The sequence below is a fragment of the Paenibacillus thalictri genome (genome assembly GCF_004307995.1).
GTDB lineage: Bacteria > Bacillota > Bacilli > Paenibacillales > NBRC-103111 > Paenibacillus_AF > Paenibacillus_AF thalictri.
In genome coordinates this window covers 60,491-82,804 of the sequence record NZ_SIRE01000011.1, presented here as the reverse complement: position 1 = coordinate 82,804, position 22,314 = coordinate 60,491, and the positions used below count along the sequence as shown (strand labels likewise).

At 54.1% G+C, this 22,314-nt stretch carries 24 protein-coding genes; 1 reads left to right on the top strand and 23 read right to left on the bottom strand.

The features are described 5' to 3' along the window. Nucleotides 1-24: 24 nt before the first annotated feature. From EYB31_RS16335 to EYB31_RS16230, 22 genes are all read right to left on the bottom strand, one after another. Nucleotides 25-855 (bottom strand): ribonuclease HII, encoded by an 831-nt coding sequence (locus EYB31_RS16335; protein WP_131014626.1) that lies wholly within the window; start codon nucleotides 853-855, stop codon nucleotides 25-27. A 112-nt stretch (nucleotides 856-967) separates the two neighbouring features. Then, nucleotides 968-1,849, bottom strand: coding sequence for a ribosome biogenesis GTPase YlqF (gene ylqF, locus EYB31_RS16330; RefSeq protein ID WP_131014426.1), 882 nt, complete (start codon nucleotides 1,847-1,849; stop codon nucleotides 968-970). Between the two features lie 48 nt (nucleotides 1,850-1,897). Continuing rightward, a complete protein-coding gene (gene lepB, locus EYB31_RS16325; RefSeq protein ID WP_131014424.1) occupies nucleotides 1,898-2,485 on the bottom strand; it encodes a signal peptidase I in 588 nt (195 codons plus the stop codon). 72 nt (nucleotides 2,486-2,557) lie between these two features. Further along, entirely contained in the window at nucleotides 2,558-2,899 is a 342-nt protein-coding gene (gene rplS / locus EYB31_RS16320) for a 50S ribosomal protein L19 (RefSeq protein ID WP_131014423.1), read from the bottom strand. A gap of 142 nt (nucleotides 2,900-3,041) precedes the next feature. Beyond that, nucleotides 3,042-3,791, bottom strand: coding sequence for a tRNA (guanosine(37)-N1)-methyltransferase TrmD (gene trmD / locus EYB31_RS16315; protein ID WP_131014625.1), 750 nt, complete (start codon nucleotides 3,789-3,791; stop codon nucleotides 3,042-3,044). Further along, a complete protein-coding gene (gene rimM, locus EYB31_RS16310; RefSeq protein WP_131014421.1) occupies nucleotides 3,791-4,312 on the bottom strand; it encodes a ribosome maturation factor RimM in 522 nt (173 codons plus the stop codon). Before rimM ends, trmD begins: the two co-directional genes overlap by 1 nt. Before the next feature lie 103 nt (nucleotides 4,313-4,415). Next, nucleotides 4,416-4,646, bottom strand: a complete 231-nt coding sequence (locus EYB31_RS16305) for a KH domain-containing protein (RefSeq protein WP_131014420.1) — start codon at nucleotides 4,644-4,646, stop codon at nucleotides 4,416-4,418. A 26-nt stretch (nucleotides 4,647-4,672) separates the two neighbouring features. Beyond that, nucleotides 4,673-4,945, bottom strand: coding sequence for a 30S ribosomal protein S16 (gene rpsP, locus EYB31_RS16300; protein WP_131014418.1), 273 nt, complete (start codon nucleotides 4,943-4,945; stop codon nucleotides 4,673-4,675). 34 nt (nucleotides 4,946-4,979) lie between these two features. Next, nucleotides 4,980-6,350 carry a signal recognition particle protein gene (gene ffh, locus EYB31_RS16295; protein ID WP_131014417.1) on the bottom strand — a complete coding sequence of 457 codons (1,371 nt, stop codon included), beginning with the start codon at nucleotides 6,348-6,350 and terminating at the stop codon, nucleotides 4,980-4,982. Between the two features lie 74 nt (nucleotides 6,351-6,424). Further along, complete coding sequence (gene ylxM, locus EYB31_RS16290) at nucleotides 6,425-6,769, bottom strand: YlxM family DNA-binding protein (protein ID WP_240762522.1); 345 nt, start codon at nucleotides 6,767-6,769, stop codon at nucleotides 6,425-6,427. A 128-nt stretch (nucleotides 6,770-6,897) separates the two neighbouring features. Continuing rightward, entirely contained in the window at nucleotides 6,898-7,893 is a 996-nt protein-coding gene (gene ftsY, locus EYB31_RS16285; RefSeq protein WP_131014415.1) for a signal recognition particle-docking protein FtsY, read from the bottom strand. A 177-nt stretch (nucleotides 7,894-8,070) separates the two neighbouring features. After that, nucleotides 8,071-11,640: a chromosome segregation protein SMC gene (gene smc, locus EYB31_RS16280; RefSeq protein WP_131014413.1), complete on the bottom strand. Its 3,570-nt coding sequence runs from the start codon at nucleotides 11,638-11,640 to the stop codon at nucleotides 8,071-8,073. Nucleotides 11,641-11,939: 299 nt separating this feature from the next. Beyond that, on the bottom strand, nucleotides 11,940-12,638 hold the full coding sequence (rnc, locus tag EYB31_RS16275; protein ID WP_131014412.1) for a ribonuclease III: 699 nt from the start codon (nucleotides 12,636-12,638) through the stop codon (nucleotides 11,940-11,942). Between the two features lie 163 nt (nucleotides 12,639-12,801). Beyond that, nucleotides 12,802-14,040, bottom strand: coding sequence for a beta-ketoacyl-ACP synthase II (gene fabF, locus EYB31_RS16270; protein ID WP_131014411.1), 1,239 nt, complete (start codon nucleotides 14,038-14,040; stop codon nucleotides 12,802-12,804). 101 nt (nucleotides 14,041-14,141) lie between these two features. Then, nucleotides 14,142-14,375 (bottom strand): acyl carrier protein, encoded by a 234-nt coding sequence (gene acpP, locus EYB31_RS16265; protein ID WP_131014410.1) that lies wholly within the window; start codon nucleotides 14,373-14,375, stop codon nucleotides 14,142-14,144. Between the two features lie 99 nt (nucleotides 14,376-14,474). After that, on the bottom strand, nucleotides 14,475-15,215 hold the full coding sequence (gene fabG / locus EYB31_RS16260) for a 3-oxoacyl-[acyl-carrier-protein] reductase (RefSeq protein WP_131014409.1): 741 nt from the start codon (nucleotides 15,213-15,215) through the stop codon (nucleotides 14,475-14,477). Between the two features lie 105 nt (nucleotides 15,216-15,320). Beyond that, nucleotides 15,321-16,247, bottom strand: coding sequence for an ACP S-malonyltransferase (fabD, locus tag EYB31_RS16255; protein WP_131014408.1), 927 nt, complete (start codon nucleotides 16,245-16,247; stop codon nucleotides 15,321-15,323). Nucleotides 16,248-16,278: 31 nt separating this feature from the next. Beyond that, nucleotides 16,279-17,265: a beta-ketoacyl-ACP synthase III gene (locus EYB31_RS16250; protein ID WP_131014407.1), complete on the bottom strand. Its 987-nt coding sequence runs from the start codon at nucleotides 17,263-17,265 to the stop codon at nucleotides 16,279-16,281. Between the two features lie 4 nt (nucleotides 17,266-17,269). Then, a complete protein-coding gene (gene plsX / locus EYB31_RS16245) occupies nucleotides 17,270-18,265 on the bottom strand; it encodes a phosphate acyltransferase PlsX (protein ID WP_131014406.1) in 996 nt (331 codons plus the stop codon). Next, nucleotides 18,249-18,848 (bottom strand): transcription factor FapR, encoded by a 600-nt coding sequence (gene fapR / locus EYB31_RS16240; RefSeq protein WP_131014405.1) that lies wholly within the window; start codon nucleotides 18,846-18,848, stop codon nucleotides 18,249-18,251. The genes plsX and fapR overlap by 17 nt, the downstream gene beginning before the upstream one ends. A 165-nt stretch (nucleotides 18,849-19,013) precedes the next feature. Further along, nucleotides 19,014-19,187: a 50S ribosomal protein L32 gene (gene rpmF, locus EYB31_RS16235; RefSeq protein ID WP_131014404.1), complete on the bottom strand. Its 174-nt coding sequence runs from the start codon at nucleotides 19,185-19,187 to the stop codon at nucleotides 19,014-19,016. Nucleotides 19,188-19,219: 32 nt separating this feature from the next. Beyond that, complete coding sequence (locus tag EYB31_RS16230) at nucleotides 19,220-19,705, bottom strand: YceD family protein (RefSeq protein ID WP_240762491.1); 486 nt, start codon at nucleotides 19,703-19,705, stop codon at nucleotides 19,220-19,222. Between the two features lie 267 nt (nucleotides 19,706-19,972). Between EYB31_RS16230 and EYB31_RS16225 the strand changes: the two genes are divergently transcribed. After that, complete coding sequence (locus EYB31_RS16225) at nucleotides 19,973-21,235, top strand: nucleotidyltransferase (protein WP_131014402.1); 1,263 nt, start codon at nucleotides 19,973-19,975, stop codon at nucleotides 21,233-21,235. On the opposite strand, the gene EYB31_RS16220 is transcribed toward EYB31_RS16225, so the two are convergent. Continuing rightward, on the bottom strand, nucleotides 21,205-22,305 hold the full coding sequence (locus EYB31_RS16220; RefSeq protein ID WP_131014401.1) for a SepM family pheromone-processing serine protease: 1,101 nt from the start codon (nucleotides 22,303-22,305) through the stop codon (nucleotides 21,205-21,207). The genes EYB31_RS16225 and EYB31_RS16220 overlap by 31 nt on opposite strands. Nucleotides 22,306-22,314 lie beyond the last annotated feature (9 nt).

Here is a 22,314-nt window from a genome sequence, read left to right as displayed (position 1 = left end):
TATCGGAATCCTAGCAGGCAAACTTTACAACTCAAACAAATCCTGCTGTTCATATAAAATTTTACCTAAAAACGTTTTCCGGTGCAGCGGCGACGGCCCTAACTCGACGATGCGCTCACGGTGCAGCTTGGTAGCGTACCCCTTATGCAGCGCAATACCGTAACCCGGGTATTCGTCATCCCACTGCCGGCACATCCGGTCGCGTGTGACTTTGGCGATAATCGACGCGGCGGCGATCGATTGACTCAGCGCATCGCCGTGAATGACGGCCAGCTGGCGAATCGGCACGTCAACCTTCTCCGCATCGACCAGCAAGTAGTCCGGCGGCACGCTAAGCTGATCCACTGCTTGCTTCATCGCAAGCCGCGATGCCTGCTTGATATTAATCCGCTCGATCGTGGGCACATCGACAATTCCGACACCGATACATAACGCTTGCGCCGTAATCTCCTCGAACAGCTGCTCTCTTTTTTTCTCGCTCAGCTTTTTCGAATCGTTGATATCTTCGATGATAAGCCCTTTCGGTAATATGACCGCTGCAGCCACCACATCGCCGAACAAGCAACCTCTTCCTACCTCATCCACTCCGGCAATACTTGTATATCCTTGTTCCCATAATCCGCGTTCGTAATCCAGCATCCCGCTTCCCCCAATTTTTGCACGTTCCGGCGAACTTGTCCATTTATTATAGCACGATCCCGCTTGAGGTGTGACTGTGCTTTCAAGCGGCTGCTCGCAGCAGCACTGCCTTGGGCAGGATAGGATGATCTTCCGCCTGCGCGTCTCATGGCCGCAATCAGCACAAACCTGATACCGGCAATACTCCACGTCCCCTTTTCGCACCGACCACCGCATACTGCCTCCAATGTACAGTTCGCTGTATGCACGTACCGCCGACCGCACAAAAAAACGCCACCTTAAGCTCCTTGTGGAGCAAAGTGGCGTATCCTTTTGTTGCCTTCCCGGCTCATAACTTCGCAGCTACCGACTCCGGCGCTTCGAAGCTGATGCGGCCCAGCTTGCCGGCCCGCAGCTCACGTAAAATCGTCAGCGCCGCCTTCTCGTAATCGACACGGCCGCCGCCAAGCAAAGCTCCGCGTTTGCGCCCGATCTCCTCCATCACTTTCACCACTTCGTCGGTGTCCGTACCGTCCGGAGGCAGCTGGCTTAGCCCAAACCGCTCTTTCATCGCATCCCCGTAATGCTCAATCAAATAACGGAGCGCAAACAAGGCAATATCGTCCACGTGCAAAATCTCTTCTTTAATAGCCCCCGTTGCGGCAAGCCGGAAGCCGACATTCTGATCCTCGAACTTCGGCCACAAAATGCCCGGCGTATCCAGCAGCTGCATTTCTTCGCCGACCTTGATCCACTGCTGCGCTTTCGTCACGCCGGGTTTGTCCCCGACCGCCGCGATCCGCTTGCCTGCCAACCGGTTGATCAGCGTTGACTTCCCGACGTTCGGGATGCCGACAATCAGCGCCCGAATGGCGCGCGGGTTGATCCCTTTGCGCAGCTGGGCTTCGATTTTATCCGCCCACAGCTCTTTGCAGCGGGGAATAATTTGATTGACTTGGTACCCGGAGTTCGCATCGATCGGCAGCGTGCGCAGCCCGTCCTGTTCAAAATAACGCTGCCACTGCGCCGTCACCTCGGGATCGGCCAAATCCGCTTTATTAAGCACGATAAGCCGCGGCTTGCCCTGCAAAATCTCATCGATCATCGGATTTCTGCTGGATAGCGGAATCCGCGCATCCAACAGCTCGATAACGACGTCAATCAGCTTCAGCTTCTCCTGAATTTGCCGTCTCGCGCGGGTCATATGCCCGGGAAACCACTGAATTGCCATACCATCACGTTCCTTATGTGTCTTTACTGAAGCCATTTTACTAAAGGTTTATTTAAAATGCACCAAACCCATTTTGCCGAACGGCCAGAAAATCAGATCGGCTCGGCCGACAACCTGCTCGTATTTGATAAACCCGATGTCGCGGCTGTCCGCGCTGTTGGAACGGTTGTCCCCCATGACGAAAATCGTACCTTCCGGCACGGTCTTTTCCGCAAAATTTCTCATGTTGTAGGGATGGCCTTCTTTGGCCGCTTTGTCAAGCGCTTGCTTTAAGTAGGTTTCGTCGAGCTGGGTGCCGTTCACGTACACTTTGTCGCCGTCGACTTTGATGGTTTCGCCCGGCAGAGCGATAACCCGTTTTATGTAATCTTTTTCTTTTGTGGCATGGAAGACGATCACTTCGCCTCGCTCGGGCTTGCGCAACGAATAAATGATTTTATTGACGATGAGCCGTTCGCTTGTATAGAAGTTAGGCTCCATGGAAGGACCTTCCACAATAAACGGTGCAAAAATCAACCAGCGAATCAAAAACACAAGTGCGGCAGCGATCAGCAGCGCTTTAATCCATTCCCACGCTTCGTTTTTTACGGGGCTTTGCTTGTTTTCTACGTTTTCCACCGATTGTTCCTGGTCCATGCAGTCCTCTGCCTTTCCAAAAAAGGTTTAAGAAAAAACGAAAAGGGGCTTGAAATCAAGCCCCCGTTGGTTTTATCGAATTTCTTGAATTCTTGCTGCTTTACCGCGAAGACCACGCAGATAGTAGAGTTTCGCGCGACGTACTTTACCGCGGCGAGCCACTTCAATCTTTTCAATCTTCGGAGTGTGAAGCGGGAACGTTCTTTCAACGCCAACGCCGTAAGAAATTTTTCTTACTGTAAACGTTTCGCTGATTCCGCCACCGCGGCGTTTAATAACAACACCTTCAAACAGCTGGATCCGTTCGCGTGTACCCTCGACAACTTTAACGTGTACTTTCAACGTGTCGCCGGGACGAAAGTTTGGAACTTGGCGAAGCTGTTCTTTCGTAATTTCCTGGATAATCAAACTCATGTAGAATTCCTCCTTCCATCAGGTGTTCATTCCGCCCTAGCTGTCTGCATCTTCCGTTGTTATGCGTAGAGGACCACCTTATTCAACAAAAACCACAACAGTAGATATATTACCATAGTCAGGAGCTGATTACAACAGTAACTTATGTATGGCTCTGCTCGTCCATTTCGGCTCTTTGCTGCTCCAGCCATTTCCGTTCTTCGGGGGTTAACGGATACGACTCCAGCAGCTCGGGGCGTTTCCTGAGCGTACGGAGCAAAGACTGTCTCTTGCGCCATTTGGCGACATTGTCGTGATGCCCGGACAACAGCACCTCCGGCACTTCCCAATCCCGAAACTTGACGGGCCGGGTATAATGCGGATATTCGAGCAATCCGGTGCTGAACGAGTCGGTGACAGCCGACAGTTCATTGCCGAGCACACCGGGCAGCAGCCTGACGACGCTGTCGATAACGACCATCGCCGGCAGCTCGCCGCCGGTCAGCACGTAATCGCCGATCGACAGCTCATCGGTCACCAGATGCTCGCGGATCCGTTCGTCATAACCTTCATAATGGCCGCATATGAAGATCAGATGGCTCTCGCCGGCCAGCTCTTCCGCTTTTTTTTGCGAGAACGGCTCCCCTTGGGGGCACATCAAAATAATTCTCGGCTTTTCCTTCTTATTCAGTATATCCTCAACCGCAGAAAATATAGGCTCCGCTTTGAGCACCATGCCGCCGCCGCCGCCGTAAGGGTAATCGTCGACCGTATTATGCTTGTTGTTCGCGTAATCGCGAAAATTGACCGTATGCAGCGAAACAATGCCCTTCTCCCGCGCCTTGCCCAAAATGCTGGCATTAAACACGCCGTCAAACATCGCCGGAAACAAAGTCAGCACATCAATTCTCATCAATCAAGCAAACCTTCCATGATATGAACCCGGACTGTTTTGGCCTCGACATCCACATCCAAAATCACTTCGTCGATGACCGGCAGAAGCGCCTGCTTCCCGTTCTTCAACTTAACGACCCACACATCGTTGGCGCCCGGCGATAAAATTTCCGTAATCTCGCCGAGTTCCTGCTCTTCGTCGGTGACAACGAGACAGCCGATAATTTCATGGTAATAATATTCGTCCTCGTCCAAATCGGCAAGATGCTCTTCGGCTACTTTTACCAGCCAGCCTTTATACTTCTCCACATCGTTGATGTCGTTGTAGCTTTTCAGCTTGACGATAAACATGCCTTTGTGCTCACGCGACGATTCCACGACCACGGGCATCTGGGTATGTTTATCGGGATCGAGCAAAATCAGTTCGCTGCCCTTGGCAAAACGAAGATCGGGAAAATCGGTTTGCGAAACGATTTTAATTTCTCCGCGGATCCCGTGTGTATTGACCAGCTTTCCTACCGTATACAGCTTGTCGCTCATAGGGTTATTGTACCTCCAACATTGCGGCCTGCGCCGAATAAATCGTTACGACAAAAAAGGGTTAGGACCATAAACAGTCCTAACCCTTCCTAGCATAGCCCATTTACGAAACAATTTCAACGTTCACGCGCTTCGTTTCCTTGACGGCGGCAGAAGTGACAACAGTGCGCAGCGCTTTGGCAATCCGGCCCTGCTTGCCGATAATTTTGCCCATGTCGTCAGGATGCACGGAGAGCTCGAACGTGATTTCGCGTTCATTTTCACGAGACGCTACGCGAACTTCCTCGGGATGATCGACCAACGCCTGAGCGATAACAGTTATTAAATCTTTCACCCAATCATAACTCCTTTACGCGGAGATTACTTTTGAAGCTTGGACTCGTGAAATTTCTTCATGATGCCTGCTTTGCTGAACAAGCTGCGTACTGTATCGGATGCTTGCGCACCGGTTTGCAGCCATTGCAGAGCTTTTTCTTCATCGATATTTACTATAGCCGGTTCTGCAACCGGATTATAAGTACCAATTTCCTCGATAAAACGGCCGTCACGCGGGGAACGGGAATCCGAAACCACGACACGGTAGAAAGGAGCTTTATGAGCGCCCATACGCTTTAAACGAATACGTGTTGCCATGTGTAATCACCTCCTACATAGAATAAACGGCTATTTAGAACGGGAAGCGCATCCCCTTGCCGAGTTTGCCCTTCATGTTTTTCATCATCTTTTGCCCTTTCGGGCCCATCATGCCGGAAAGCTGCTTCATCATCTTGCGCATTTCCTCGAATTGCTTGATGAAGCGGTTGACGTCGTTCAGCGAATTGCCGCTGCCTGCGGCCAAACGTTTGCGGCGGTTCAGCGACAGCATATCCGGGTTCGCCCGTTCTTCCTTGGTCATCGACTTCACGATCGCCGCCACGCGGCCCATCTGCTTGTCGTCCACCTTGACGTCCTTAATGCCCTTCATCTTGTTCGCGCCCGGCAGCATGTCGAGAATCTGATCGAGCGGGCCTAATTTCTTCACCTGCTCCATCTGCTCCAGGAAGTCGTCAAACGTGAATTCCGCGGAACGCATCTTGCGCTCCATTTCCTTAGCTTTGTCGGCATCAATCGCCGATTGCGCCTTCTCAATGAGCGTAAGCATGTCGCCCATGCCAAGAATCCGCGAAGCCATCCGGTCCGGATAAAACGGCTCCAGCGCATCAAGCTTCTCGCCGGTCGCCACAAACTTGATCGGGCAGCCGGTTACGGCTTTAACCGAAAGCGCCGCGCCGCCGCGCGTATCGCTGTCCATCTTGGTCAGCACAACGCCCGTCAGCTCAAGCTGCTTGTGGAAGCTTTCCGCGACATTAACCGCTTCTTGACCGGTCATCGAATCGACTACAAACAAAATCTCGTCGGGCTTCACTTCGGCCGCGATGTTGCGCAGCTCTTCCATCAGCGCTTCATCAATATGCAAGCGGCCCGCCGTATCGATAATCAAATAGTCGTTTCCGTTCTCCTTGGCGTGCTGCCACGCCGATTTGGCGATTTCCACAGGGCTGATCTGGTCGCCTAGTGTAAACACCGGAACTTTCAGCTGTTCGCCAAGCACTTGCAGCTGCTTGATCGCCGCAGGGCGGTAAATATCCGCCGCCGCCAGCAGCGGGCGGTGATTTTGCTGCTGCAGCATTTTGGCTAACTTGCCGCTGGTCGTCGTTTTACCCGCGCCTTGCAGACCGGCCATCATAATGACCGTCGGCGGCCGGTTGGAGCGGGCCAGCTTGCTTTGCGTGCCGCCCATCAATTCGGTCAGCTCTTTGTTGACGATATCAACAACAACCATCGCCGGTGTGAAGCTTTGCAGCACTTCCTGGCCAATCGCTTTCTCTCTTACCTTCGCTACAAAATCTTTAACGACCTTAAAGTTAACGTCCGCTTCCAGGAGGGCAAGCCTCACTTCGCGCAGCGCTTCGTTGACGTCGTCTTCCGTCAGCTTGCCCTTGCCTCTCAGCTTGCTGAATACGCTTTGCAGCCTGGTGGCCAATCCTTCAAATGCCATATCCGCTCACCTCTTTCCGTACGCTATAGCTTGATTTTCGGTAAGCCAATCATTGTTCCGGGAAAGCAGTTCCCTTAATCCAGCATGCGGTCCAGCAAGCTGTTCACCTGCCGGCTTAAGGCGGGCCCCGCATCTTCAAGCAACTTCCCGATCTCGCGTGACGCAGCCAGCCGGCGTTCATGTTTCTCCAGCAGCTGCAGCTTATGTTCGTAGTCCATCAAGGATTGTTCTGCCCGTTTAATATGTTCAAACACCGCTTGTCTACTTATTTGAAACTCGGCGGCAATTTCTCCGAGCGTGTAATCGTCATGAAAATAAGCCTTCAAAAACATTTGCTGCTTCTCCGTGAGCAGCGCTTCGTAAAAATCGAACAGCAGATTGATCCGGTTCGTCTTCTCCAGCGCTTCCGATTCGATCAGCGGTTCGGTCACGGCGCTCACCTCCGTTAAGGTCAAACACTTTACAGCAACATTGTTTATCATAGGCGATTTTCAAAACGATGTCAAGCGCAAGACCTTGTCAGAGGTTGCGATTGCCTGCTCGTCACTTATTGCGCCTCGCCATCTTTTTCTTGCTGGATCAGGTCGGCGAACAGCGCATGTACGAATTGCTCGGAGTCAAACGGCTGCAGATCGTCCATTTTTTCGCCCAGACCTACGTATTTCACCGGCAGCTTCAGCTCCTGGCGGATCGCTACGACGATGCCGCCCTTCGCCGTGCTGTCCAGCTTCGTCAGCACAAGGCCGCTCAGGCCGGATTTCTCGTCGAACAGCTTGGCCTGATTCAGCGCATTTTGTCCGGTCGTTCCGTCCAGCACGAGCAGCACCTCATGCGGCGCTTCCGGCACTTCCCGGCGGATGACGCGGTAAATCTTGTTCAGCTCTTCCATCAGGTTCACTTTATTCTGCAGACGTCCCGCCGTATCGCACAGCAGAATGTCCGCGCCGCGGCTGCGAGCCGCCTGCAGCGCGTCAAACATTACCGCTGCGGGGTCGGAGCCCGCTTGCTGCTTAATGACGTCGACGCCGGCCCGGCGGCCCCATTCCTCAAGCTGCTCGATCGCACCCGCGCGGAAGGTATCTCCCGCGGCCAAGAGCACTTTTTTGCCCTGCGATTTGAACATATGGGCCATCTTGCCGATCGTTGTCGTTTTGCCGACGCCGTTGACGCCAACAAACAAAATGACCGTGAGCCCCTGCTCCGCCATCTTCAGCGAGGCATTCTCGTCGCCTTTCAGCAGCAAGATGAGCTTCTCCGATAAAACGGGACGCAGCTCCTTCGGATCTTCGATTTTGCGCTTTTTCACTTCGGCGCGCAGCTCATCGATCAGCTTCAGCACCGTATTGACGCCAACATCGGCGCCAATCAAAATTTCCTCAAGCTCTTCGTAAAATTCCTCATCGATTTTTTTGCGCCGCGAGAACAAATCCTCCACGCTGCCGACCAGCGCGTCCCGCGTTTTGGACAAACCGTCCTTGAACTTGCTTGTCACCGCTTCCGCTTTGGACGAAATACTTTCTGCCAATCGTTTAAAAAAACTCATCGGACCGACCCCTCGCCTTATAATCACACACGTCCAAAAAGCCGCTTGCCGCCGCCGCGAAAAATTGCCTGTCCCGAAAAAGACGATGCGCCGTTTCGCGCCGGACAGCCGTGCCGGGCCTCTTGTGCCCGGAACAACTTGTTGAACAACCACTATTCATGTATATCTACTTTAGCATTAAGCGATAACCGCTTCATCGTCCTCCAGACGGACGGACACCAGCTTGGATACGCCGCCTTCCTGCATCGTGACGCCGTACAGCACGTCCGCTTCCTCCATCGTGCCTTTGCGGTGGGTGACGACGATAAACTGCGTTTGTTGCGAAAACTCCCGCAAATAAGCGGCAAACCGCGCCACGTTTGCTTCGTCGAGCGCCGCTTCCACCTCGTCAAGCACGCAGAACGGCACCGGCTTAACGTGCAAAATCGAGAACAGCAGCGCCATCGCCGTCAGCGCGCGTTCTCCGCCCGACAGGAGCTGCAAATTTTGCAGCTTTTTGCCCGGGGGCTGCGCAACGATTTCGATCCCGGTATTCAGCATCTGGTCCGGTTCGGACAAGATCAGATCGGCGCGGCCGCCGCCGAACAGTTTGGCGAACACGTTGGCGAAATGCGAACGGATGGCGTCAAACGTCGTCTTGAACCGTTTGGACATTTCCTCTTCCATTTCGCGGATTACCTGGTACAAGGCCGTTTTCGCCTCGATCAGGTCGTTTTTCTGCTCGCTCAAAAACTGGTACCGCTCGCCGACACGCTGGTATTCTTCAATAGCGCCCAAGTTGACGTCGCCCAGCAGCGTAATCTCGCGGCGAATTTCCTTCACATGCTGCTGCGCCGCCGGCACGTCGTCCGGTACCGGATAACGCTGCCGCGCCAGCTCGAAGCTCATCTCATAGTCGTCGGACAGCTTCTTCAGCCAGTTTTCCAGCTCCACGTCAAGCCGGTTCACCCGCACCTCCGTCTGGTGCATCTGTTCCTCCACCGATTTCAGTTGGGTGCGCTGCTCGCGGGTTTTGTTCTCCTCGTGCTCCAGCTGCTGCTGCCATTTGGCGCGATCCGCCCGCCTTAAATCGAGCTGCTCGGCGCATTCCTGTTTCTTAAGCGCAAGATCGTTCAACTGTTCGGTCTGACGCACGATGTCCAGCTCTTGACGCTCGATGTCGCTCTCCAGCTGCGCCAGCATGCCCAGATTGGCGGCGAGCTCCTGCTCGGCTACGGCAAGCTCTCCGGCCATCCGCTGCTGCTGATCGAACAGCGATTGCCTTTCCTGCGAAAGCGAGGCGACCTTGATTTTCAAATCGGTCAGCTGCATCTGCAGCTCTTCCTTGGCCGATTCGTTCGCTTTACGCGCCGACTCGGCATTGCGGATCGCCAGTTGCAGCGCCGCTTCCTCCTGCTGCAGCAGTTCCAGCTGGGCGGCGGCATTCACCTTGCGCGCCTCATAATCGCGGCATTCCGCGGCAAGCGAGGTGCCGTCCTGGCTGTATAACGCCAGCTGCTCCTCCGTCTGCTTTGTTTCCGCGGCAAGCGGATTCAGCTCGGCGCGGATTTGCTGCTCTTCGATCCGCTTCTGCTCGCCGGTTTGGCGCAATTGTTCCAGCGTGCTTGTCGCCGCGGCAATTTCTTTGCGCACCTGCTCGGATTTTTCCTTAAGCTGGCGCAGCTGTGATTCGGACACGGCAATCTCCTTGTCCATCTCTTCGATTTGCCGCTGGCGGCTGAGCAGACTTGTTTTCTTCTGCTGCTGGCTGCCCCCGGTCATCGAACCGCCAGGGTTGACGACGTCGCCCTCCAGCGTCACGACGCGGTACCTGTACTGCACTTTGGCCGCGATCCGGTTCGCATCCTCCAAGGTAGAGGCAATAATGACGTTGCCGAGCAAGCTGGACACGATTTGCTCGTATTGCTCATCATATTTCACCAGGTCCACGGCAATGCCGATAAATCCCGGCGCAGCCGTCACCTGCTTCTTTTCATGTTCGGCTACGGCCCGGCCGCGGATGACGTCGAGCGGCAGGAAGGTGGCGCGGCCAAGCTGGCGCTTTTTCAGAAAAGCGATCGCTTCCCGGCCGTTAGCTTCGTTATTGACGACGACGTGCTGCAATGCGCCGCCAAGCGCCGTCTCCATCGCCGTCTCATATTCGGCGGGCACTTTCACCAGTTCGGCGACCGCGCCGTGAATGCCGTGCAGCTCACGGCGGTTTTTCGCCTTCAGCACCTCTTTGACCCCAAGAATAAAGCCGTCGTAATCGTTGGCCATCTCGCGCATCGTGTCGCGGCGGGAGATGAGCGCCTGCAGCTTCTGCTCCCATTTGCGCACCGTGCCTGTCGATTCCTCGAGCAGCGCTTGCTTGTCCCTTAAGTTTTCCGACGCATCAAGATACTGGTTGCGGACCAGCTCGATGTCCTTGACCGCCTTCTCCAGCTTGCCGGTCAGCTCGCGTTTGCGCTGCGCAATCCGATCATGCTGCTCCTGCCATTTGCCGCGCTCTTCTTCCAGACGCTCCAGCCGGCGGCTGAGGCTCTCGAGCTGCTGCTCGGCATAACGCGCTTCATTGCGGGCCTGCGCCATCTGGTTCAGCTTATCCAGCAGCTCGCTCTTCAGCACATCCTCCGCGTCACTGCTGATCCCGCCGTAAACGCCCTTCAGCCGCTCTTCTTCGGCCGTTAGCTTCGCTTGATATTGCTTCAGCTCGGCGCTGATTTCGGTCACTTTGCCGCGGAACTGTTCGATATCCGTTTTTTTCTCGACAAGCCGGCGTTCTTGATGTTCGACGGTCTGCACAAGCTGCTGACGGTTTGCGGCATAGTTCTTTTTCCGCTCCTTCAACACTTCGCCTTGCCCTTCGCATTTCTCGAACTCCTCGCTCAAAACAAGCAGATGCGCCTGCAGGCGTTCCACCTCTTCCTCAAGCCGGCGTGTTTCGAGCCGGTGCTGCTCCAACTGCGCATCGTGCAAGCTGACGACGCTGGAGAGCGCGATCTGCTCCGTCTCCAGCTGCTTCAGCTTCTCGCCGGCTTCTTTCCAAGCCGCATGCACCTGTTCGATCTGATACACATACACTGAAATTTCGCTTTTTTTCAAAAGCTCCTTCAGTTCTTTAAAACGCACGGCCTTCTCCGATTGAATGCGGAGCGGCCCGAGCTGGTCTTCCAGCTCGGAGACGAGGTCGTGGATCCGCAGCAAATTTTGCTCCGTCTCATCCAGCTTTTTCTCGGTCTCTTTTTTGCGCGACTTATATTTGACGATACCGGACGCCTCTTCAAAAATGCCGCGGCGGTCCTCCGACTTGGTGCTTAAAATTTCCTCGATCCGGCCTTGCCCGATGATCGAATAAGCTTCCTTGCCGATGCCCGTATCCATGAACAGCTCGGTAATATCTTTGAGACGGCATGGCTGCTTGTTGATAAAATACTCGCTTTCCCCGCTGCGGTGGACGCGCCGTGTGACGGTCACCTCATTAAAATCGAGCGACAACGAGCTGTCCGTATTGTCCAGCGTGAGCGACACTTCCCCGAAGTTCACCGCTTTCCGCGCATCGCTGCCGGCAAAAATGATATCTTCCATCTTGCCGCCGCGCAAGGAACGCGCGCTCTGCTCGCCAAGCACCCAGCGGATGCCGTCGGAAATGTTGCTTTTCCCGCTCCCGTTCGGACCGACAACGGCCGTGATGCCCTGCACAAATTCGAGATCCGTTTTATCCGCAAACGATTTGAAGCCGGACAATTCCAGTCGCTTCAGAAACAATAGCCTCACCTATCCTGAACTTCACAAAATTTTCAAATTGACCGCTGAGCTTGTGCGCCGCTCATAGGGGATACATCCCGCAGTTGGCCAGACCAAGGCCGATCCGGCCTTATTTTTATCCACCGCAGAGCGTGCCGCATGTGTTGACAGCGCCACCCTTTTTTGCCTATTGTACCATACTCCGCAGCTGCGGGTGAGTGTCCAAAGGGGCAAATCGGAAGCCAAGCCTCCCGGCATACCAAAAACAGCGCAAACGGCTCTGACCGCTTGCGCTGCTGGTGCCGGACGTGTTCCGCCGGTTATTGATGCGGTACCCGCAATGCTTTGAGCGCCTTCGCTGCCGCATGCTGCTCCGCTTCTTTTTTGGAACGGCCGACGCCTTGACCGAGCTGCTCGCGGTTTAAATACACATCCGCGACAAATTCGCGTTCGTGGGCAGGCCCCCGTTCGTCGACAATCCGGTATTCGACCGCTCCCATGTTGTGATGCTGCGTATATTCCTGCAGCTGCGTTTTATAATCAACGGTCAGCAGCCGGCCATGGTCCGGCAAGCCCGGAAACATGTGCTTTTTCAAAAACAGCTTCACCGTATCCAGTCCTTGGTCTAGGTAAAGCGCCCCGATAAAGGCTTCAAACACGTCGGCAAGCAAAGCCGGCCGATAGCGTCCCCCCGTCAGCTCCTCCCCTTTGCCGAGCAGCACATAAGCGCCAAAATCCAGTTCCTCGGCAAAACCGACAAGCGAAGGCTCACATACGATCGAAGCGCGAAGTTTGGTCAGTTCGCCTTCCGAACGGTCTGGATATCTGTCGAACAAATACTCCGATACCGTGAGTTCCAGTACGGCGTCCCCCAGAAACTCCAGCCTCTCATTATCCCTGAAATTAGCCATCCGGTGTTCGTTCACATACGAAGCGTGCGTAAACGACTGCCTGAGCAGGTCTGGATTACGAAAGGGCAGACCCAGCTTCTCCTGCAGCTGCTTAAGATTACGATGCACATTATCACCGCCTGTTTCTTGAGAATGGGCACATTCGCAGTTTTATCGTGCTGTACCCGTCAGCGGGCAATCGCAAAACATTACGCATTCACCCTAGTTTTAAGAGGTTGTTCAAAAAGTCATCTTTTAATTACATTGGTCGGCGTCGAATGTTGCGTTCACCTTATGCTTCGTATTTCTTCAGAATGATCGTCGCATTGTGTCCGCCGAAGCCAAACGAATTGGACATCACGATGTGAAGATCCGCTTCTCTTGGCACATTAGGCACATAATCCAAATCGCATTCCGGATCTTGATTGTCCAGGTTGATCGTCGGCGGAATGATCCCGTTCTGCAGCGCAAGCGAGCATATAACCGCCTCTACGCCGCCGGCGGCTCCGAGCAGATGACCTGTCATCGATTTGGTCGAGCTCACCGCTACTTTGTAGGCATGTTCGCCTAAGGCCGCTTTGATCGCCGTAGTTTCCGACTTGTCCCCGACCGGAGTTGATGTACCGTGCGCGTTGATGTAATCGATTTGGGACGGCTCGATGCCCGCGTCGCGAATCGCCTTGCTCATGCAGCGTGCCGCTCCGTCCGGATCGGGATCGGTCATATGGTGCGCGTCGCCGCTCATGCCATAACCGATCACTTCGCCGTAAATATGAGCGCCGCGTTTCTTCGCATGCTCCAGCGACTCCAAAATCAAAATGCCTGCGCCCTCGCCCATGATAAATCCGTCGCGGTCGACATCAAACGGTCGGCTTGCTTTGCTTGGCTCCTCGTTGCGGGTCGACATCGCGCGCAGCGCGCAGAAGCCGGCCACGCCCGTCGGGCTGATCGTCGCTTCGGCGCCGCCGCAAATCATGACATCCGCGTCGCCGCGCATAATCATCTTAAACGAATCGCCAATCGAATGGGTGCCTGTCGCACACGCGGTCACCGCTGTGCTGTTCGGCCCTTTGGCGCCGGTAATCATGGAGATTTGCCCCGACCCCATGTTGGCGATCATCATCGGGATAAAAAACGGGCTAACCCGCTTCGGCCCCTTCTCCAGCAAAATCTTATGCTGCTCCTCCCAGGTCGACAAACCGCCAATCCCGGACCCGACATACACGCCGACCCTTTCAGGATCGGTATCCTCTTTCACATTCAGGTTTGCATCCTTTAACGCGTTCAAAGACGCGGCCACCGCAAACTGCACGAAACGGTCCATACGGCGCGCTTCTTTTTTATCTACATATTCTTCAGGATTAAAATCTTTGATGGAGGCAGCAATTCGGGTAGGATACTCGCTTACATCAAAGGCTTCAATCTCGCTGACACCGGATTTTCCAGCCATCAAGCTGCCCCAAAACGTCTCCAAGTCACGACCGATGGAGGTCATGACGCCAAGACCGGTAATGACCACTCTTTGCTTCACTATAGATCCACCTCAATTTCGAAATTGCAACCGCTTATGCTAATGGATGCGAAAAATGGAGTTAAGTCCCGTTGTAGGAGAAACGGGACTTAAAACTGGTTTTAAGTATGAGATTGTATGTAGTTAACTACTTCTCCTACAGTAGTTATTTTCTCTGCATCTTCATCAGAGATCTCCAAATCGAACTCATCCTCAAGCTCCATAACCAATTCTACTACATCTAATGAATCTGCACCTAAATCATCTTTAAAAGATGCTTCGATGGTAACTTCAGCCTCTTCAACACCAAGGCGGTCAATGACGATGCGTTTTACGCGGTCAAATACGTCGGACATCCGGTTCACCTCCTCCATGGTATTATACTTAACTTATGGACAAAATGCCATAGCTTGTTTCTGTCGGAATATGCCTCCATTTGTAAACAATTACAAATTTTACATATACATGCCGCCATCGACATGGATCGTTTGTCCCGTCATGTAGGCAGCATCGTCGGACGCCAGGAAACGCACCGCCTTGGCGATGTCTTCCGGCTGTCCGAGCCGAGCCAGCGGAATTTGCTGCAGCAGTTGCTGCTTCATCTCTTCCGACAGCTTGTCGGTCATATCCGTCGTAATAAAGCCGGGAGCCACCGCGTTCACCGTAATGTTACGGGAAGCAAGCTCCTTGGCCGCGGCCTTGGTCATGCCGATAACGCCCGCTTTCGCGGCAACGTAATTGACTTGCCCTGGATTGCCAAGCGAGCCGACAACGGAGGAAATGTTGATGATCCGGCCGGAACGCTGCTTCATCATCGGCCTTGTGGCCGCTTTGACACAATTGAACACGCCTTTCAGGTTCGTGTCGATCACCTGATCGAACTCTTCTTCCTTCATGCGCATAATCAAATTGTCTCTTGTGATCCCGGCATTATTGACAAGGATGTCAATACGGCCGAACGCTTCCTGCACCTGCTTGAACATCTCTTCCACTTCCGCGGAAGAAGCGACGTTTGCTTTCACTTTAAACGACTTGCGGCCCATCGCCTTGATCGCGTCGACCACCTCTGCGGCGGCCTGCTCGCTTCCGGCGTAGTTCACCGCCACGTCAGCGCCAGCCTCTGCCAGCGCAAGCGCAATGGCGCGGCCGATGCCCCGGGATGCTCCGGTTACTAATGCGGCTTTTCCGGTTAGCAAGACAAATCCCTCCCTTAAGCTGATACCTGTTTACGCCCAATATAGAAGCAAAAACAATTTGACGCGATAATGCCGTCAACTATAGCACCCTTGCGGCCCTCGGCGTTACAATGCAAACGATTCGGCTGCCTGCAGACTGTTAACCGAAATGACTTTGACATTGCGGTCGACCTTTTTAATCAATCCGGCCAGCACCGTGCCCGAACCGATCTCCACAAAGGTATCTACGCCTTGCTCAATCAGCCAGGCGACCGTATCCTCCCAAAGCACCGGCGAATATACTTGTTCGACAAGCAATTCGCGAATGCGCTCCGGCGACGTTTCGGGTCTTGCCGTCACGTTGGCGACAACAGGAACCTGAGGCGCTTGCATCGCCACATCGGCCAATACCCCGGCCAGCTGCTGTGCGGCAGGCTTCATCAACGACGAGTGAAACGGTCCGCTGACTTCAAGCGGAATCACACGTTTCGCGCCGATTTCTTTGCCTTGCTCCACAATCGCCTGCACGCCTTCCTTGCTGCCGGAGACGACAATTTGCCCAGGGCAGTTGACATTCGCCAGCTCAACTACGCCCGTGCTTGCGCTTACCGCCGCGCACAGGTTGCGCAGCGCTTCGCGTTCTGCGCCAAGCACCGCAGCCATCGCGCCTTGACCGCCCGGCACCGCCTGCTCCATAAACTCGCCGCGCGCGCGCACCGTGCGGACCGCATCTTCGAAGCCGATCGCCCCTGCGGCCGCCAGCGCGCTGTATTCCCCTAAGCTGTGTCCGGCAACGTAGTCCGGCTGCACGCCGTGCGCCTTCAGCGCCTCCAAATAAGCGATGCTGGCCGTAAGCAGCGCAGGCTGCGTATTATATGTCGCTTTCAGTTCCTCGTCCGGACCGTTAAAAATAATGTCGGATAACTTAAATCCCAGCGCTTCGTCCGCGCGGTCAAACACGGCTTTCGCCGCCTCATGGCCATCGTAAGCGTCCTTGCCCATGCCAACGGCTTGAGCGCCTTGACCCGGAAATACAAAAGCGATTTTACCCATGCGGTATTACCCCTTCCAAACGGCTATTCCTTTACCATACAAGCACGGAAGCGCCCCACGTCAAACCGCCGCCAAAACCGACCATGACGATGCAGTCGCCTTCCTTGACACGGCCTTCCTCCACCGCCTCCGCAAGTGCGATCGGAATGGAGGCTGCCGATACGTTGCCGTAGCGGTGCAGGTTAATCATACATTTTTCTTCAGGCAGCTGCAGTCGCTCCAGCGCCGATTGAATGATGCGGATGTTGGCCTGATGCGGCACAAGCAGGTCGATGTCCGTTTTGGACTTGCCGGCTTTGCGCAGCGCCTCTTCCGCGGCATTGCCCATAATGCGGACCGCAAACTTAAATACATCGCGGCCTTCCATATGGATGAAATGCAATTTTCCTTCGATCGATTGAGCGGAGGAAGGATTGCGCGATCCCCCGCCGGCTATTTTCAACAGTTCTCCGCCGGAACCGTCGGCCCCTAGCTCAAACGATTGGAATCCGCGGCCTTCCGGAACTTCGCCGAGCACTACGGCACCCGCGCCGTCGCCAAACAAAATGCATGTATTGCGGTCGGTATAATCCGTAATCTTGGACAAGCATTCGGTGCCGATGACCAGCGCATATTTATAAATACCAGCCGCAATAAAATTAACCGCATTCGCAAGACCGTAAATAAAACCCGAGCAAGCTGCCGACAAGTCAAATGCCGCCGCTTTCTTAGCGCCCAGCTTTTCCTGCAAAATGCAGGCTGTCGAAGGAAACGACATATCCGGCGTTATCGTCGCCACCACGATTAAGTCTAACTGTTCGGGGGAGATGCCGGACTTCGCCAGCGCCCGCAGCGCCGCTTCATAAGCAAGATCCGAGGACGCCTGCTCCGCCGAAGCCAGCCTTCTTTCACGAATGCCGGTCCGGGTAACGATCCACTCGTTATCCGTCTCGACCATTTTTTCAAGTTCCTGATTGGTCAGCACACGTTCCGGAACGTAGCTGCCTGAACCGATAATGCCTACCGGAATGAAGTTCATCTTGTTACATCTCGCTTCCGTTACTGATTTCCGCCGATATGCTGCGGACCAAATCGTTTTGCACCGCGATCCGCGCCTGACGAACCGCATTTTTGACGGCAACCGCGTTGGAGGAGCCGTGGCTTTTCATCACTAGACCGTCTACGCCAAGCAGCGGCGCCGCGCCATGTTCTGCGTAATCCATTTTATTTTTGAACTGGCTGAGACCGGGTTTGACGATCAGCGCAGCGATTTTCGTCAGCCATGATTTCGTAAACTCGGTTTTCAGCGCAGAAAATATGGTCGAAGCCGCGCCTTCAATCGATTTCAGCATGATGTTGCCGGCAAAGCCGTCGCAGACGATAACGTCGCATTTGGCCTGCAATATATCACGCGATTCCACATTGCCGATAAAATGAATGTGAGCTTGCTCGAGCAGCGGATAAGCCGCTTTCGTCAGCTCATTGCCCTTCATCGCTTCCGTGCCGACGTTCAGCAAGCCGATACGCGGCTTGGCTACGCCGTGTACGATATTGCGGTAAATGCTGCCCATGATCGCGTATTGCACAAGCTGCTCGGGCGTCGCATCCATGTTGGCGCCCAAATCAAGCGCCAATACGCCGGCTCCATCCACTGTAGGGATCATCGGCGCCAAAGCCGGCCGTTCGATTCCTTTCATCCGGCCAACGATCAGCAGCGCCGTCGTCATCAGCGCGCCGGTGTTGCCGGCGGAGATGAAAGCGTCCGCTTCGCGTTGTTTGACTAACCTTCCAGCCACCACCATCGACGAATCTTTTTTCCGGCGTACCGCTTTGACAGGCTCGTCATCCGGCTCTATCATTTCCGTAGCGTGGACAATTTTCATATTCGGCGGCTGTTCCGTGAGGAACGCCTTAATTTTCGTTTCATCGCCAACCAAAATGATTTCCGTGTCGCTCCATTCTTTGGCTGCAAGTACAGCGCCTTGCACAGTGGCCTCCGGAGCATGGTCACCGCCCATAGCGTCAATCGCTATCCGCATCTAAGTACCCCCCTTCGGAGCGGGCCTTCGTCTTTGAGTGAAAAATCGTGAACATGCCTTGAAATACAAGTTCATCGCTGACATATGTGAACACTTCCACCTTAGCTTTCCCTTTGGAGATGGAACGCACGTATGCTTTGGCGATGCATTTTTCAGCCAATTTGACCGAACGCAAAAATTTAATATCCGCCGCAGCGGTCAAAGCAATTTCATCATTAATAACGGCCACGGCAAGCGAATTCGCTTGAGAGAACACATGGTGTCCGCGGGCAATCTTGTTGCGGGAAAACACATGTTCCTCGCGAATTTCAAACATCGAAATGCCGCTTTGGTCAAGCTGCAGATCGATAACCTCCCCGATGACCTCATGCAGCGGCAGCGAACGCACCTGGTCGTACGTTTTCTCCGCCATATGCTTCATCCGCTCGCGCAGTTCGGGTATCCCTAGCTCCAGCCGATCAAGCCGGATCGTTTGAATACTGACATGAAACAGCTTCATTAATTCTTCGTCCGTGATAAACGGGTTATCTTCAATAGCTTTGGTCAGCCGCTGCTGACGTTCGCGTTTGGGAAGGCGCTCGATAGCAACGCACCGCCTTTGTATTGGATAGGATCTATAATGGCTGTCATTAACACCAGGTACTAAACGTTAGTATATAAAAACTTCTTAAGAAAGAAAAGGGGGAATTGCTTGAATCCAAAAAAAATAGCACCTCACCACCTGATGAAGTACTATCTTTACTTTAAATTACTTGCTGATGATTTCTCTTCCTTTGTAAGAACCGCAAACTTTGCAAATGCGGTGAGCCAATTTCAATTCTCCGCATTGATCGCATTTCACCATGCCTGGAACTTCCAGTTTAAAATGAGTACGACGCTTATCGCGGCGAGTTTTCGATGTTCTTCTCTGAGGTACTGCCATACTTCCCACCTCCTTCAAGGAATTCACGGCCTTTATTCCTGCTTGAAAAAATCCGCCAGTCCGGCCAAACGGGGATCAATTTTCTCTTGTCTACATTCGCATGGCGTTTCATTGCGGTCGACTCCGCATACCGGGCAAAGCCCTTTGCAATCTTCGTCGCACAACGGCACGAACGGCAATGAAAGCAGCATGTCCTGGATCAAATACTCCGTCAGGTCCACCTTATCTTCTTCGACAAGGATGAAATCACTGTCTTCATCTTCTTCCTTGTGCTCAGCATCCTTCTTCACGAAGGCTTCATGAAAGGGTATGGTCAAATGCTCGTGTACAGGCTTCAAGCATCTGGAGCAAGGCATCTCGACATCCATCTCAAGCTCGCCGTCCACCTGGGCGGCGTCAGCTATGTATCTAGCCGTAAGCTGCACGTTCAGCGGGCTGAACCCGAGCAGGTCGCCACGTTCCTTCAGAACATCGGTCACATCTAGCTGTTCCGATATATGCTGGGTGTTTCCCTTCATCGCTAATTCTTTTATGTTCATCAGCACGTATTATCACCCCAAACAAACAAAACTTATTATATCGACATTACTTGTATTTTGTCAACATTTACTCTTGAAAATCCTAAGAGTTTTCTGGCAAGAAAACTCACTTCGGAAGGATAAGCTAAGAGTTTTCTGGCAAGAAAACTCGCTTCGTATAGAACAATTCACTGGAAATTTGGCAATATGACGAAATTGTGTCACTTCATGTATAATAAGGAGACACATTTGTCATCTGGAGGAGCTATGAACACGGTTGGTCTAATTGTTGAATACAACCCGCTGCATAACGGCCATGCCTACCATTTCCGCGAATCGAAGCGCTCCGCGGATGCGGAAGCGGCGGTCGCCGTGATGAGCGGGCATTTTTTACAGCGCGGCGAACCCGCGATCGTGAACAAATGGGCCCGCGCCGAAATGGCGCTGGAGATGGGTGCCGATCTCGTGCTGGAGCTGCCGGCGGCGTACGCCTCCCAGCCTGCGGAATGGTTCGCCTACGGCGCAGTTTCTGCGCTCGACGCCACCGGCGTCGTCGACAGCCTCTGCTTCGGCAGCGAAAGCGGCGATATCTCCGCTTTGGACGTGCTCTCAGGCCACCTGGCTGCAGAAAGCGACGCCTTCAAGGCGCTGATCCGCGAAGAGCTGAAAGGCGGCCTCCCTTATCCCGCCGCATACAGCAGGGCGGCGGCAAGGCTGCTGCCGGGCGTAGATCCCGCCGAGCTGTCGAAGCCGAACAATACGCTGGGCTTGCATTATTTAATCTCGCTCAAGCGGCTGCAAAGCAACATTCGGCCGCTGACCATTACCCGCCAAAAAGCGGGCTATAACCAAACGACCATCGACGACGCGCAGATCGCCAGCGCCACCGCCATCCGCAAGCTGCTGCTGGAAGAACGCCGGCTGGACGCCGTGCGCCCGTTTGTGCCCGAATCCACCTACCGCATTTTGCTGCGGGAATGGGAATGCGGCCGCGGTCCTATCACGTGGGACAACTTCTCCCGCCCGCTGCTGCATCAGCTGCTGGGACAAACAGCGGAAGATCTCGCCGCCTTCTATGAGGTGGCGGAAGGGCTGGAGCACCGGATCAAAATGGCGCTGCCCCGGCTTCGTCCGGATCAGCCCCTCATCGTTGAGCAGTTGCTGGCGCAGCTGAAGACAAAACGTTACACGCTGCCTAAGCTGCAGCGCATGCTGCTGCGGATTTTGCTTGGCCACCGCAAGCAGCAGCTTGACGCAAGTTTATTGCGGCAAGGCGTCCCGTATTTGCGTGTGCTTGGCTTCAGCGAAACGGGGCAACAGCTTTTGAAGCGGATGAAAACGACGGCCAAAGTTCCCGTCGTCAGCAAGGTCGGCGGCGCCGAAAATCTGATGCTAGAGATGGATATCCGCGCTTCGTCCATGTATGCGCTGGCTTACCGGGACGCGCAGGCGGACGATCTGTTCCGCGACTATTACCAGCCGCCGATCCGCCCCTCTTCCTACGATTTCGGCTCGAGCTGCTGCAAATAAGCGATCGCTTCGTCCAATGTGCCGACGGGCACGATTTTCATTTTGGTATGAATATCGTCCGCCCGTTTTTTGGCGTCCGAATAATTTCTGGCCGGAGTTCCGCCACTCGCTTCGGCCGTTTCGTCTTTTGGCGCAAAAAAGATGTCCGCTTTCGCTTTGCTTGCAGCGATGATCTTATGCTCGATACCGCCGATTGAACCTACGGTTCCTTTGGCCGATATGGTGCCCGTGCCGGCAATCCGGTAACCTTTGCTGAGATCGCCCGGCGTCAGCTTGTTGTAAATTTCCAGCGAAAACATAAGTCCTGCCGAAGGACCTCCGATTTCCCCCGCTTTGATTTTCACCTGCTTGCCGTCCTGATCGGCCTTGATCGACTGCACATCGGCCGGCACAATTCCCAGCCCCGCCCTTTCGGAGGTGACGTTACCGTTCGCATCTTTCTCGGCCGGCAGCGCCGTCAGCGTCAAGTTGGCCGCTTTCTCCTCGCCCTTCCGCTTATACGTCACAACGATCGTATTGCCGGGTTTTTTGGACTTCATCAGCTCGTTCAGCTCTGCGCTAGATTTGACCGGATCCTGATTGATCTTGACAATCGAGTCCCCGGCGATCAGCTCTTTCTCCGCGGGATACCCGGGCAGGGTCCGCACAACGACAAGCCCGTCGTTCTGAATGTGAAACGGAATATTCAGCTTCCGGTATGCGGCTTGAATCGCATTCATCTGCGACGACTGCATCACAATTTCCTGCCGCTGCGTGTATTCCCGCTCGTTTTCCCCATTTTTGAAAATATCCTTCTTAAAGTAAATATCCTCATAAGGATGCACCATCGCCACCAGCAGACTGGTGATACTTGCGTCGCTGACCCGCACAGTCGTCAGCATAAACGCCCCTTTTTCCTCGGCATCCCCGCCTTTGACGCGCACCATCGGCTTGATCGGGTCAGCCGTGCCGGGCTGAAAAATAAACATCGGCAGCGGCATAAACACAAGCAAATACATAAGCACAAGACCGATAAAAACCGAAACGACGATACGCGAATTGCGGATACGATGAGCCGGACCTCGTTCCATGATAAAACT

Bases quoted from the DNA above. Each gene is read 5' to 3' on its own strand.
- EYB31_RS16335 (WP_131014626.1), bottom strand. From the start codon at position 855: ATGCGGTGGTCGGTGCGAAAAGGGGACGTGGAGTATTGCCGGTATCAG.
- ylqF (WP_131014426.1), bottom strand. From the start codon at position 1,849: ATGGCAATTCAGTGGTTTCCCGGGCATATGACCCGCGCGAGACGGCAA.
- lepB (WP_131014424.1), bottom strand. From the start codon at position 2,485: ATGGACCAGGAACAATCGGTGGAAAACGTAGAAAACAAGCAAAGCCCC.
- rplS (WP_131014423.1), bottom strand. From the start codon at position 2,899: ATGAGTTTGATTATCCAGGAAATTACGAAAGAACAGCTTCGCCAAGTT.
- trmD (WP_131014625.1), bottom strand. From the start codon at position 3,791: ATGAGAATTGATGTGCTGACTTTGTTTCCGGCGATGTTTGACGGCGTG.
- rimM (WP_131014421.1), bottom strand. From the start codon at position 4,312: ATGAGCGACAAGCTGTATACGGTAGGAAAGCTGGTCAATACACACGGG.
- rpsP (WP_131014418.1), bottom strand. From the start codon at position 4,945: ATGGCAACACGTATTCGTTTAAAGCGTATGGGCGCTCATAAAGCTCCT.
- ffh (WP_131014417.1), bottom strand. From the start codon at position 6,350: ATGGCATTTGAAGGATTGGCCACCAGGCTGCAAAGCGTATTCAGCAAG.
- ftsY (WP_131014415.1), bottom strand. From the start codon at position 7,893: ATGAGTTTTTTTAAACGATTGGCAGAAAGTATTTCGTCCAAAGCGGAA.
- acpP (WP_131014410.1), bottom strand. From the start codon at position 14,375: ATGTCCGACGTATTTGACCGCGTAAAACGCATCGTCATTGACCGCCTT.
- fabD (WP_131014408.1), bottom strand. From the start codon at position 16,247: ATGGGTAAAATCGCTTTTGTATTTCCGGGTCAAGGCGCTCAAGCCGTT.
- EYB31_RS16250 (WP_131014407.1), bottom strand. From the start codon at position 17,265: ATGAACTTCATTCCGGTAGGCATTATCGGTTCAGGCAGCTACGTTCCG.
- plsX (WP_131014406.1), bottom strand. From the start codon at position 18,265: ATGCGGATAGCGATTGACGCTATGGGCGGTGACCATGCTCCGGAGGCC.
- rpmF (WP_131014404.1), bottom strand. From the start codon at position 19,187: ATGGCAGTACCTCAGAGAAGAACATCGAAAACTCGCCGCGATAAGCGT.
- EYB31_RS16230 (WP_240762491.1), bottom strand. From the start codon at position 19,705: ATGAAGGGAAACACCCAGCATATATCGGAACAGCTAGATGTGACCGAT.
- EYB31_RS16225 (WP_131014402.1), top strand. From the start codon at position 19,973: ATGAACACGGTTGGTCTAATTGTTGAATACAACCCGCTGCATAACGGC.
- EYB31_RS16220 (WP_131014401.1), bottom strand. From the start codon at position 22,305: ATGGAACGAGGTCCGGCTCATCGTATCCGCAATTCGCGTATCGTCGTT.